The organism is Steroidobacter sp. (assembly GCF_016790065.1).
Classification (GTDB): Bacteria; Pseudomonadota; Gammaproteobacteria; order Steroidobacterales; family Steroidobacteraceae; genus Steroidobacter.
In genome coordinates this window covers 1-12653 of record NZ_JAEUPY010000255.1, presented here as the reverse complement: position 1 = coordinate 12653, position 12653 = coordinate 1, and the positions used below count along the sequence as shown (strand labels likewise).

Here is a 12653-nt window from a genome sequence, read left to right as displayed (position 1 = left end):
AGTCCAACTTCACCAATCCCGGCATCTTGCTGGCCGGTGTCGGCGTGGACATGGATCTGATGCCGGAGTTGCGGCTGACGTTCAACGCCAACACGTTGTATTTCGACGACCCGACGGTGCTCGAAGTGGCGCGCAATCAAGGCCCCATCGACCGGCACATCGGCTATGACGTGTCTGCGTCGCTGACCTATCGGCCGATGATGAGCCAGAACATCGTGGTGCGTGCGTCGTACGCGACGCTGATTGCCGGCGACGGCTTCGATGCATTGTTCCCGGACGAGGATCCGGGCTACTTCATGCTCAACGTGCTCTTCGCTTATTGAGACGATTACTGGGGCGCAGCGGTCGAACATGCCAAAGATGCCAATGACAAAACTCAGTAAGCTCGCGACAGGATTCGCGCAGGCCGTGTTCGTCCTGTGTGCGTTCACTGGCGTCGCGTCCGCCAATCTGTTCGGTGACGAGCCCAAGTATGTGACTGCGCCGCCGGCGCCGAAGAGTCAGACCGACGAGATGGCGCGGTCCAAGACCGAAGGTTGTCAGACCTGCCACACGCAGACCGATCAAGTCACCATGCACACCAACCCGGCAGTCAAGCTGGGCTGCACGGATTGTCATGGCGGCGATGCGAATGTTCGTTTGGTGTCGGGTGTTCAACGAGGCACCAAGGAATACATGAAGCAGCAGGAGCTGGCTCACGTGCTGCCGCTGTTTCCGCAGCAGTGGCAGTATCCGTCCAGCGCCAATCCGGAGCGCACCTACACGTTGTTGAACAAGGAAAGTCCCGAGTTCGTCCGCTTCATCAATCCGTCCGACTATCGCATCGTCCGCGAGTCGTGCGGTGCCTGTCACATGGAAATCATCGAGGCGTCGGCGCGTAGCATGCACACGACCGGCGCAATGTTGTGGGGCGGTGCCTCGTACAACAACGGCATTCTGGATTTCAAACAGTACATCCTGGGCGAGGCCTATGACCGCAACGGCCAGGGCGTCATGCTCAAAGGGCCGAAGATTCCCGATCATCTGATCGATCAGGCCGCGATTGCCGGCATCCTGCCGCAGCTGTATCCGTTGCCGTCGTGGGAGACCATCCATCCCGGCGACATCTTCCGCGTGTTCGAACGCGGTGGGCGCAACATTGCCAATCTGTTTCCAGAAACCGGCTTGCCGAATGCGCTTGGTCAGTTACAGCGTATCGAAGAGCCGGGCCGGCCGGATTTTCGTCAGTCCAATCGCGGTCCAGGCACCGGCGCGCGTATCGCTGTGCCGGTGATCAATATCACCAAGACCCGTCTCAACGATCCGTTGCCTTGGTTCATGGGCACCAACGATCAGCCCGGCGATTTCCGGCATTCGGGCTGCGCTTCCTGTCACGTCGTGTACGCGAACGATCGCGACAAGCGCCACTCGAGCATCTACGCCAAGTTCGGTCACGAGGGTTTGACGCGCACTGTCGATCCGACCATCAGCAAAACTGAGCCAGGTCATCCGCTCACGCACACGTTGACGCGCTCGGTGCCGACCAGCCAGTGCATGGTCTGTCACATGCACCAGCCCAACATGTTCATGAACAGCTTTCTCGGCTACACCATGTGGGATTACGAGTCCGACGCGCCCTTTATGTGGCCGGAGAAGCAGCAATATCCGGACAGTGAGCAGATCCGCAAAGTATTGGATCGCAATCCAGAAGGTGCGGCGACGCGCGGCAAGTGGTCTGATGTCGACTTTCTGAAACAAGTGTCGGAACTGAATCCTCAGCTCAAAGACACGCAGTTCGCGGACTATCACGGCCACGGTTGGAATTTCCGTGCGGTGTTCAAGCGGGATCGTAAAGGCAATCTGCTCGACGCCAACAATCGTGTCGTGAGCGATGAGGATCCGCAGAAGTTCAAGAAGGCCGTGCACATGTCGTCCATCCATGTCGATGTCGGCATGCAGTGCGTGGACTGCCATTTCTCGCAAGACAATCATGGCAACGGCTACATCTACGGTGAGGTCGCTGCTGCGGTGGAAATCGACTGTAAGGACTGCCACGGCACGGCCTTGCAATTGCCGAACCTGTACACGTCCGGACCTGCGGCGTTGGGTGGTGGCGTCGACATGGGGACGCTGCGTACGCCTGACGGTCGTCGCCGCTTCGAATGGATCGGCGACACGTTGTATCAACGCTCCATGATGGAGCCTGGCGTCGAATGGCGCATGAGTCTGGTGAAGCGGTCGGTCGATCCGCTCAGCGCCGAGTACAACCCGAAGGCAGCGCGCGCCAAGCTCATGAGCAAGAACACGAGCTCGCTGGAGTGGGGCAAGGGCGTCGCCACCAACAACCTCGCGCATACCGATGAGAACGTCGAGTGCTACATGTGTCACACCTCGTGGACCACGAGTTGCGGCGGCTGTCACTTGCCCATCGAGGCCAATGCCAAGACCGATCGAAATCACTACGAAGGCGGCGAGACGCGCAACTTCGCGACCTACAATCCGCAAGTGGCGCGCGATGATATGTTCCTGCTCGGTCGTCGCGAGCCCGCGGCCGGTGGCAAGATCGCGCCAGTGCGCTCTAGCTCAGCGCTAGTGCTGTCATCGACCAACGCCAACCGCGAGAAGATTTATATCCAGCAGCCGCCGATCGCGGCCAGCGGCTACAGCTCGCAGGCATTCAACCCGCACTATCCGCACACCGAGCGCAAGACTGAGACCAAGACTTGTAGCGACTGTCACTTGTCCAAGGAGAACGACAACAACGCCATCATGGCGCAGTTGTTGGCCCAGGGAACCAACTTCATCAACTTCGTCGGCTACAACGCGTACGTCGGCGGCGACGGTCAGATCAGCGCCGTCAATGTCACTGAATGGGATGAGCCGCAAGCCGTCATCGGCAGCTACTTGCATCGCTATGCCTATCCGGATTGGTTCTCGGCTCACAATAAGAACGATCGCGAGCTCAAGAATGGCTACAGCCATGGCGCTGGCGAAGTGCGGTGTCTGCAATTGCGTGGCGAGTACCTGTACGTCGCCGAAGGTCGCGGTGGTCTGCAGGTGTACGACGTGGCGAGCCAGGGCAACAAGGGCGTCTCGCAGCGTTTGATCTCTGCGCCGTTCAGCCCGCTGGGCCATGACACCCAGGTCAACACCAAAGACGCGACCTGCGTGGCATTGCCGACCAACCAGCCCATCCATCCGCCGCGTAATCAAGGCGAGAAGATGCGAGTGGCCAACTTGGAGCAGCCGTTTCATCCGCTCTACAACTACGCTTACGTCACTGATGCGAAGGAAGGCTTGATCCTGGTCGACGTGAACACCATGGCCGATGGCGAGCCGCGTAATAACTTCTTGAAGCGAGCGGTGACCTGGAATCCGGGCGGCGTGCTCAACGGCGCACGGCACATCACCGTCGGCGGTTACTACTTGTACATCACGACGGCCAAAGGCCTTGCCATCGTCAGTGTCGACGAGCCGTTGAAGCCGGTGATGGTCGCCGAAGTGCCGCTACGAGATGCTCGTTCGACAGCGCTGCAATTCCGCTACTTGTTCGTCACGGATGCGGATGGCTTGAAGACTATCGACGTGACGGATCCAAAGGCGCCGCGAGTCGTCGCCGACAACACCATCCGAATGAAGGATGCGCGACGTGTATTCGTGGCGCGAACTTACGCTTATGTCGCGGCCGGTAGCGATGGCGTCGTAATCGTCGATGTCGAGCGGCCGGAGCGAATGTTCGAGTATCAGCGCTTCAGCGCCGGCGGAAAAATCACCGATGCGTATGACGTAATCGTCGCCACCACCAATGCGTCGCTGTTTGCATACGTCGCTGACGGCAAAAACGGGCTGAAGGTGGTGCAGCTCACCTCGCCGGCGTCGCAGCCCAAATTCTATGGCTTCAGTCCCGACCCCAAGCCCGAGCTGATCGCCATGTACTCCACCAATCGGCCGGCGTTGAGTCTTTCCAAGGGGCTCGAGCGTGATAGAGGTGTGGACGAGACCGGTGGGCAGGTGGCCGTGTTCGGGCGCCGAGGCTCACGACCGCTGAGTCTGCAGGAAATGCGCAAGCTGTTCCTGGATGACAGCGGACGCCCATGGTATGTGACCGATCAAGTAGACCAACAGATGACGCGTAAGTAGCGGAGCATCACTATGGGGTGGAGGCGGAACGCCTTCTCAAACATCAAAGCGCTGTGTCGGATGGCAGCGCTGTTAGGAGTGAGTGCGGCCGCGCTCGCCTTGGAGCCGGGTATTGCCGATTACAAACACATGGGGGTCGCCAGCTGCGCCACCAGTGTGTGCCACGGCAAGCTGGCGCCGCAATCGGACAAGGACGTGGCGCTGAACGAATATCGCATCTGGCAACAGGAGGACCGGCACGCGCAGGCGTTCCGGACCTTGGAATTAGCCGAGTCCAAGCGCATTGCCGCCAATCTCGGCCTGCCCAATGCCACGGCGGCCAAAATCTGTCTGGACTGTCATGCCGACAATGTGCCGTCCGACAAGCGCGGCCCGAAGTTTCAGATCAGCGATGGTATCGGCTGCGAGGCCTGCCACGGTGGCTCTGAGAAATGGTTGGAGAGTCACACCGCGGAGTCGGCGACTCACAAGGACAACGTGGCACGCGGCATGTATCCAACCGAGCAGCCGTTGAAACGCGTTCAGGTGTGCCTCGGCTGTCATCTCGGCACCAAGGATCAATTTGCCACGCACGCCATCATGGGCGCGGGGCATCCGCGCTTGAGTTTCGAGCTCGAGGCCTACACCACCAATCAGCCGGCGCATTTCATCGTCGACGCCGACTACGAACAGCGTAAGGGAAAGATCGAAGGCATGAATTTGTGGGTGACCGGTCAACTGGAAACCAGCCGCCGTTTTTTGTCGTTGTTGCAAACAAATATGTTCCATGCGGGCAGCATGTTTCCGGAGCTGGCGTTCTACGATTGTCATAGTTGCCATCACCCGATGGACAAGATTCGCTGGAATGCGGCGCGCGCGGGCGCCGGCATCAAGCCGGGAACGGTGCGATTACAGACCCAGAATCTCATCGTGTTGCAGGCCCTCACCGATACTTTCGAGCCGGCGGCGACTGCGCAGTTGGCTGAACTGACCAATGCACTGATTCGCGCGGGACAACGCGACCGAGCCGCGGTGAGCGAGGCAGCCAAGGCGTTGCTGAATTGGCTGGCGCCGCGGGATGTGCTCGCTCGTCGACAATATTCGAGCGCGGACGTAATTAAGATGCGCAAGACGCTGGCTCGTTATGCGGCCACCGACAAAGCGGGTGACTACGCGGCCGCAGAGCAGATCGTGCTTGGGCTGGAAAGCTTGAGTTACAGCATCGGCGACCGCAACAGTAAGAAGGCGGCGCTGGATGCGTTGTACAACGCCGTCAAGAATGACTCCACGTTCAGCCCACAACAGTTCGCCACTGCCGCGGCCAACGCGCAGAAATCATTCTGAACGAGCCCACCAACGTGCGTTTCAGCGCCGCCAACAAACGATTCTCCGGACGCACTCACGTGGGCCGTCGTGGCGGCGTCAACGAGGACGTGATCGGGTGGGACGAGGCGAGTAGCTTCTGGTTCGTCGCCGACGGCATGGGCGGGCACGCGAGCGGCGATGTCGCCAGCCGCGTCGTGAAAGAAACATTGCTGGGTGAAGCCTTGTCGTTGCCGCTGGCCGATGCCATTCGCAAGGCTCACGAGACGGTGGCGACGACGGCCAAGACCAATCCCGCGTACGACAACATGGGGTCGACTGTCGTTGCCGTGCGCATCGTTGAGCGGCAGGCGGAGATTGCGTGGGTCGGGGACAGTCGCGCTTATCTGTGGCGCGACGACGTGTTGAGTGGCATCACGCGGGATCATTCCTATCTGGAAATGTTACGAACTCAGGAGAACTTGTCCGAAGAACAGTTGCGAGGCCATCCGAACCGGAATTTGGTCACGCGCACGCTGGGTATCGGCACGCCGGAACCGTCGGTGGCGAAGCTGCCGCTGCAGCGGGGCGACTGGTTGCTCCTGTGCAGCGACGGTCTGAACGATGAGCTGGAGGACCGGGAGATTGCCGATGTCCTACGCACCCATACAGAGCCTGAGCAGGCCACTGAGGCGCTGATCGACGCGGCTCTGGCCAAGGGCGGGCGGGACAATGTCAGTGCCGTGGTGGTGGCCTATGACGGCCCGGATGCGGTCAGTTTTTCGAGCGCAATGTCGCAGAAACTGCGCCCCATGTTCCCTATGATTTTGGCGATTTGTGGCGGAGTGGCAGCGGCAACGCTGGTGGCAGTGCTGTGGTGGTGGTTCTATGGTCGCTGAGTTCCATGCTTTGTTGATCAAGGTCGGCAGCAATCGTGAGATTGCCCTGAAACCTGAGACCGTGCTCGGTCGCCAGGCAGACTGCGACGTGCTGCTCACCGAAGGTCATGCTTCACGTCGGCATGCCAAGCTTGTGCTGGCCGAGGACGGTTATTGGCTGGAGGACCTCGGCTCGTCCAACGGCTCGTTCATCAACGGCAATCGAATTTCCGGACGCGTGAAAGTGGCGTCGGGCGATCGGTTGCGGTTCGATGTGGAAGAGTTCGATTTTCGTCTGCCTCCACAGGCAGCCGTGGCGCTCGATGAAAGCAAGACGGTGTATCGCGCGCCGGAGTCGGCGGCTGTCGTTGCTGAGAGCAGCGGTGTTTTCAAACGCCCGGGCGCGTGGGCGGATCCGGATGCGTTGGGGGATGCTGGCATTCACAAGACCCAGTTCATCGATCCGGCGCAGATGAAGCAAATGGCGAGCAGCGCGGCGCCGGTGGCAGTGGCTTCGAGCTCGGTTGATGGACCGCATCTGCAGGTTGTTTCCGGTAGTCGCACTGGCTTGAACATTCGCCTGGCCGTCGGCGATTCGGGCAATGCCGAGTGGACCATCGGCAGTCAGACCGATCGTGAAGTGCAGTTCATGGACAGCGGCGTGTCGGCGCTCCACGCCAAGATCGTCAACGAAGGCGAACGTTGGAAAGTGCTCGACCAAATGTCGGCCAATGGCACCTTCGTGAATGGCAAGCGAGCCAATGTGAGTTATTTGTCTTCGGGAGATCGCGTGCGCTTCGGGCCGGTCGAGTGTTTGTTCCGCACCGACGCCAGCAGTGGGGTTATCACCGCGTCTCAGCGCCTCATCGGCGACGGTGCTGGCGAAGAGCCCAAGGGCAGGAGCTTGATCATCGCCACCGTGGCCTTCCTGGCCACCATCGCGGTGCTGTTCGCGGCTTACAAGTTTCTGTTGTCTAAATAGCCGATAAAATCAGGGCGATCAGATCAGCGTCAGCAGATGCCGCGCGGCGGCTGGCGCTCTTTCTTTCGCGCCATTAATAAAGAACACGAACACATCCCGAGGCTGCTTCGCTGCCTTGTCTTTGGCAACATACGGCAGATCCGCTGGCGAACCGCCGGAGGCCCAAACCTGAGCTCGGTCGGCCCAGGCTTGCAGGGCAGGGATCGAATAGCCGGTGGGCTCGGACGCCTCCGCCTTCCGCAGGCGGGCATAAACGAAATCCCCAGTCACATCGGCGAAGTTCGGGTACTCCTCCGTGTGCGCAAATACAGTAGACACAACGTGCTTGCGCGCCAGCTCAATGTAAGCAGCATCCACAAAGCTCTTGTGCCGAACTTCGAGCACATGTCGTAGCGGCAACCCCTCCAACTCCCGCGGCAACGCTTCGAGAAACGCGCCAATGTCAGCCGCGTCGAAACGCAAGCTCGGCGGCAGCTGCCACAAGATCGGCCCGAGCTTGGGGCCCAGCTCTGACAAGCCGCTGGCCAAGAAGCGGGGCATGGAGGGAACAGCTTCGGCAAGCACTTTGCGATACGTGAGGTACTTGGGCGCCTTGATGGAGAACACGAAGTCCTCCGGGGCATCGTCGCGCCACTTGGCGAACACGGCCGGCTTTTGCAGCCGATAGAACGTGCCATTGACCTCGATGGCCGTGACTTGCCGCGACGCATAGTTGAGCTGCGATTTCTTGGGCAAGTCGGGAGGATAGAAGGTCTCTCCCCAGGGTTCGTAAGTCCAGCCGCCGATGCCGGTACGAATTCTGCCTGCACTGTTAGCCATGCTTCCTCAACGGACCAGGTGACGCACCGGAACACGCGATGACAGCTTGATGGTATTCAGCACGATGCTCGAGTGCACGTCCCGCACCGAGCGAATGTGCATGAGCTGCTTCAGCACCACGTTGCTGAGGTGCTCCAAATCCGTGACCACGACTTGTAGTAACAGGTCGTAGCTGCCGGTCATGGCATGACAGCTGACTACTTCTTCCATGCTATCGACGGCTTTACGGAAGTGTTCGACGTTGTCGTCGGTGTGGCGGCTGAGTCGAACTTGCACGAAGGCCTGCACCTTCAATCCCAACCGGCTTGGATCGACGACCGCGGTGTAGCCCTGAATGATCCCGTTCTGTTCCATGAGCTTCACGCGGCGGGCGCAGGGCGTACTCGAAAGGCCGACTTGCTCGGCCAATTCGACGATGGGGCGGCGGCCATCGCGTTGCAGTTCATCGAGGATGGCGGCGTCGTAACGATCAAGATCCATAACACAGCCCGAGGTGGAATCGCCTAATACGGCGGGGTGTCGTGGAGGTTATCACCAAAAGCCGGGTAAAAGCTGCCGCAGTTTGTTGATTTCCGCCCGCGAGGCGGGCGTAGGCTGGCCTACGCGGCTACTGCGTCGCGAAGCCAAAGACTCCAGTTCCATGAGCGCAGAACGACACTCGGTATTCGGCCAGGCCGCCCGCAACGTTCCAAAACCGGATTGGCTACGAGTGGTGCACACCATTCTGGTGTCGCGCGCCCTGGATGAATTGGAAGAGAGCCAACTGCTGCCGGCTCGAAAGATTCTTTATCAGTTCACCGCTCGCGGCCACGACGTTACGCAAGTGCTGCTCGGTCAATTCATGACCGGTGCGCGCGATGGCATGGGTGTGTATTACCGCTCGCGACCGCTGATGTTGTCGGTGGGACTGCCGCTGAAGGACGCGCTGGCTTCGACCATGATGCGCACGGGCAGCGTGAGCGACGGTCGCGATATCGGCGTCGTGTTCAATTTACCGAAGCGAGATGATGGTGTCTGTGTGTTGCCTGCATGCGGTGGCGTCGGTGCGCAGTACACGCCGGCCATTGGTTGGGCGCAGTCGCTGCAGTATCGAGCTCAAGTGCTAGGCGAAGCTGAGGCGAATGGCAGTATCGCTGTTGCTCATGGTGGTGATGCGTCGACCGCGACCAACGGCTTCTGGGCAGCACTCACAATTGCGACTACGCAGCGCTTGCCAGTGCTGTTTTTTATCGAAGACAACGGCTATGGCATTTCGGTGAAGTCCGATTTTCAGACGCCGGGCGGCAACATCGCGGCCAACCTGTCGGGCTTCAAGAATCTGCGCATTATTCAAGGCGACAGCGCCAAGCCGGTGGAAGCCGCGGGATTGATTGCTGAAGCCGTGAGCGCCGTGCGTTCTGGCGAAGGGCCGGTGCTGTTGCGTTTGCTGGTGCCGCGCTTGTCCGGTCACTCCGGTCAGGACACGCAGACTTATAAGTCTTCCGAAGAGATCAGCGGCGAGCGCGCTCGCGATCCGCTGGTTCAGCTGCGTGCTCAGTTGGTGCCGAGTGTGATCTCGGAACAAGCATGGAGTGTGTTAGAGAAGCGCGCTTACGACGACGTGCAGGCAGCGTTGGCGGCCGTCGAAGCGAGCTCGGTGCCGGACGACACTCGTACCACTTCGCATGTGTTCTCCGAACAAAACGCAGACGGCAGCGTCGACGTGCAGCAGCAGGGCGGTTTGTTGAATGCCGGTGTGACTTTCCCGAAGTCTTCCGAGACGCCGCGCTCTGAAGGTCCACGCATCAACATGGTCACTGCGATTCGTCGCACGTTGGAGCATGAGTTGAGCGTGAACTCGCGCGTCGTCGTGTTCGGTGAGGACGTCGGTCGCAAAGGCGGTGTGCATGCCGCGACCTTGGGCTTGCAAGAGAAGTTCGGTGCGTCCCGCGTGTTCGATACCAGCCTTTCCGAAGAAGGCATCATTGGTCGCGCTGTCGGCATGGCGCTGGCCGGTCTGATGCCGGTGCCGGAAATTCAGTTCCGCAAATACGCCGATCCTGCGGTTGAGCAATTGAACGACTGCGGCACGATGCGCTGGCGTACCGCCAACCGCTTCGCGGCGCCGATGGTCGTGCGCATGCCGGGTGGCTTCTTCAAGTGTGGCGATCCATGGCACAGCCAGAGCAATGAAGTGCAGTTCGTGCACGCCATCGGTTGGCGAGTCGCGATGCCGTCGAATGCGGAAGACGCGGTCGGTCTGTTGCGAAGTGCGTTGCGCGCCAACGATCCGACGATCTTCTTTGAGCATCGCGCGATGCTCGATGGTGCTTGGGCTCGCAGGCCGTATCCCGGCGACGAATTCGTCGTGCCGTTTGGTAAGGCCAAGCTGCTGCGCGCCGGTTCGGAGCTCACCGTCATCAGCTGGGGTGCGATGGTGGAGCGTTGTGAGCAGGCCGCTGCAGAGTCGAGCGTCGATGTCGAGCTGATCGATCTGCGTACTTTGATGCCGTGGGATCGTGCGGCCGTGTTGGCGTCGGTGCGTAAGACGCGTCGCTGCCTGATCGTTCACGAAGACAATCTCACCGCCGGTTTCGGTGCGGAGATCGCGGCGACCTTGGCCAAAGAGGCGTTTTTCGATCTGGATGCGCCCATCGATCGCGTCACCATGCCGGATGTGCCGAGCCCGCACAGTCCGCTGTTGCTGGATTCGGTGGTGCCGAGCGTCGCTCGCATCACGGATGCGATTCGTCAGCTGGCCAGCATTTGAGTTTTTAGAGAAGCGACAATGACAGCAACGATCGAAGTGCGCGCACCGAGCGAGCAGTCCGAGGGCACGCGCTCGCAAGTTCAGCGCTGGCTGAAAAACATTGGCGAGACGGTGGCGGAGAATGAGCCGCTGATCGAGGTGGAGACGGACAAGGTCACCATCGAGATTCCTTCGCCCGCCGGCGGCGTGCTGCATGAAATTCTGAAGCACGAGCAGGAGGAGATTGAGCCGGGTGAGTTGTTGGGGCGGATTCAGGCGGCTCAGACCGGCGCTGGCACGGAGAGCGTATCGGCTCAGGGCAGCAGTGCCAGTACAGCGATCGCATCTGTTCGGGCTGCTGCTGAGGGCTCCGCTGTTGAGTCTGCCGCGGCTGGGGGCTCGTCGAGCCGGCCGGCCTTGCCGGGCTCAGAGATTCGCGTTGCTGCCATGGCGGCTCACGCTGAAGCGTTGTCGACCGGTCGTAGCAGCCCCGCTGTGCGTCGCTTGATCGCCGAGCATGGTCTTGAAGCGGCGCCGATTCGTGGCACGGGCACAGGCGGGCGCGTCACTGTTGATGACGTTCTTGCCTATATTTCCACTCGTAGCGCCAAAGGCGGCCAGACGCCGGCGCGTAAAGAGCCTCTGCCGACTGAGGCGGAAGCTGCTGTCGCAGGCCGCAAAGTTCCACATACGAGTATGCGGAAGCGCATCGCCGCCCGCATGGTCGAGAGCTTGTTGCACACGGCTCCGCACGTCACGACAGTGTTCGAAGCGAACATGTCGGCGGTCATCGCTCATCGTGCGGCTCACAAAGATGAGTTTCAGCGGCAAGGTGTGCCGCTGACGTTCACAGCGTATTTCCTCGCTGCCTGCGTGGATGCCATTCGCGAAGTGCCGGAAGCGAACAGCCGCTGGACGGACGATGCGCTGATCGTTCCGGACACTGTCAATATCGGTGTCGGCACAGCGCTGGAGGGCAAAGGCTTGGTCGTGCCGGTAGTTCGCAATGTGCAGGGCTTGAGCTTGTTGGAAATCGCCCGCGAGTTAGGTGAGCTGGTCGAGCGTGCTCGCACGGATAAGTTGGCGCCCAGCGATGTGCGCGACGGCACGTTCACGATTTCGAATCATGGAGTGAGTGGCAGCTTGGTGGCCACGCCCATCATCATCAATCAGCCCCAGTCCGCAATTCTCGGTGTCGGCAAGTTGGAGAAGCGGGCAGTCGTCGTTACCGAGAACGGAGAGGATCGCATCGTGATCCAGCCGCGCTGTTTCATCACGCTGACCTTGGACCATCGCGTGATGGACGGCCATCGCGCGAATCGATTCCTGCAGGTGCTGATTGATCGACTGGAGACCTGGAAGGACTGATTGCATCCGCAGCCAGGACAGGTCGCTGCTCGGTTCCGGGCCAGGCAGTTTGCCAAGGAATAGTTGCTGCCGGCTAGGCCAGGCGCGTGTCACCGTCGCCCAGCTCCGGGCTGGGCAGGCCGCCGAAGCGTTGGAATATCTCCGCGGCCGGGGCCGGCAGGGCGCCGGCTTGGGTCTGCACTGTCGCTGACAAGTACTCTTCCGATGCCGGAAACACTTGCGCGTACAGATCTCGGCAAAGTCTCTGTGCATCCGTTCCTGCCCAATCACTCGGCAGCAGCGCTGCCGGCAGCAAAGGATCGCGCAAATGAATCTTGCGGTACTCATGCAGCAGCAATGTGCGCAGGATGAAGGCGATATCGCCGGCGAGCGGCGGCGCGTTGGTGGCGCCATTCAGCGTCGACGCGACCGGCGAGAACATGTCGATGAACCGTTTGTATCGGCGACCCAGGTCGTCCAAGTCCCAACCCATGGAGAC

Annotated in this window: 9 protein-coding genes and 1 pseudogene; 7 read left to right on the top strand and 3 right to left on the bottom strand. The window is 60.4% G+C overall.

Annotated features, from left to right (window positions below; translation table 11 throughout):
* From JNL55_RS11265 to JNL55_RS11245, 5 genes and pseudogenes are all read left to right on the top strand, one after another.
* Positions 1-323, top strand: a pseudogene (locus JNL55_RS11265) (hypothetical protein); the annotation flags it as partial.
* 43 nt (positions 324-366) lie between these two features.
* On the top strand, positions 367-4119 hold the full coding sequence (locus JNL55_RS11260; RefSeq protein ID WP_293852918.1) for a multiheme c-type cytochrome: 3753 nt from the start codon (positions 367-369) through the stop codon (positions 4117-4119).
* Positions 4120-4179: 60 nt separating this feature from the next.
* Positions 4180-5442: a multiheme c-type cytochrome gene (locus JNL55_RS11255; protein WP_293852917.1), complete on the top strand. Its 1263-nt coding sequence runs from the start codon at positions 4180-4182 to the stop codon at positions 5440-5442.
* Between the two features lie 14 nt (positions 5443-5456).
* Positions 5457-6299 (top strand): PP2C family protein-serine/threonine phosphatase, encoded by an 843-nt coding sequence (locus JNL55_RS11250; RefSeq protein WP_293852916.1) that lies wholly within the window; start codon positions 5457-5459, stop codon positions 6297-6299.
* Positions 6289-7260 (top strand): FHA domain-containing protein, encoded by a 972-nt coding sequence (locus JNL55_RS11245; protein ID WP_293852915.1) that lies wholly within the window; start codon positions 6289-6291, stop codon positions 7258-7260. Before JNL55_RS11250 ends, JNL55_RS11245 begins: the two co-directional genes overlap by 11 nt.
* Before the next feature lie 18 nt (positions 7261-7278).
* Here the strand turns inward: JNL55_RS11245 and JNL55_RS11240 are convergent, their stop codons facing one another.
* Together JNL55_RS11240 and JNL55_RS11235 are read right to left on the bottom strand one after the other, a co-directional pair.
* Entirely contained in the window at positions 7279-8079 is an 801-nt protein-coding gene (locus JNL55_RS11240; protein ID WP_293852914.1) for a DUF72 domain-containing protein, read from the bottom strand.
* Between the two features lie 6 nt (positions 8080-8085).
* Complete coding sequence (locus tag JNL55_RS11235; RefSeq protein WP_293852913.1) at positions 8086-8559, bottom strand: Lrp/AsnC family transcriptional regulator; 474 nt, start codon at positions 8557-8559, stop codon at positions 8086-8088.
* Between the two features lie 160 nt (positions 8560-8719).
* On the opposite strand from JNL55_RS11235, the gene JNL55_RS11230 reads away from it, so the two are divergent.
* Entirely contained in the window at positions 8720-10828 is a 2109-nt protein-coding gene (locus tag JNL55_RS11230) for a transketolase C-terminal domain-containing protein (protein WP_293852912.1), read from the top strand.
* An 18-nt stretch (positions 10829-10846) separates the two neighbouring features.
* On the top strand, positions 10847-12175 hold the full coding sequence (locus JNL55_RS11225; RefSeq protein WP_293852911.1) for a dihydrolipoamide acetyltransferase family protein: 1329 nt from the start codon (positions 10847-10849) through the stop codon (positions 12173-12175).
* Between the two features lie 73 nt (positions 12176-12248).
* Here JNL55_RS11225 and JNL55_RS11220 read toward each other — a convergent pair.
* On the bottom strand, positions 12249-12653 hold a 405-nt coding region (locus tag JNL55_RS11220; protein WP_293852910.1), incomplete at its 5' end, for a PaaX family transcriptional regulator C-terminal domain-containing protein.

Coding starts and splice junctions, on each gene's coding strand:
- JNL55_RS11260 (WP_293852918.1), top strand. CDS start 367: ATGACAAAACTCAGTAAGCTCGCGACAGGATTCGCGCAGGCCGTGTTC.
- JNL55_RS11255 (WP_293852917.1), top strand. CDS start 4,180: ATGGCAGCGCTGTTAGGAGTGAGTGCGGCCGCGCTCGCCTTGGAGCCG.
- JNL55_RS11245 (WP_293852915.1), top strand. CDS start 6,289: ATGGTCGCTGAGTTCCATGCTTTGTTGATCAAGGTCGGCAGCAATCGT.
- JNL55_RS11240 (WP_293852914.1), bottom strand. CDS start 8,079: ATGGCTAACAGTGCAGGCAGAATTCGTACCGGCATCGGCGGCTGGACT.
- JNL55_RS11235 (WP_293852913.1), bottom strand. CDS start 8,559: ATGGATCTTGATCGTTACGACGCCGCCATCCTCGATGAACTGCAACGC.
- JNL55_RS11230 (WP_293852912.1), top strand. CDS start 8,720: ATGAGCGCAGAACGACACTCGGTATTCGGCCAGGCCGCCCGCAACGTT.
- JNL55_RS11225 (WP_293852911.1), top strand. CDS start 10,847: ATGACAGCAACGATCGAAGTGCGCGCACCGAGCGAGCAGTCCGAGGGC.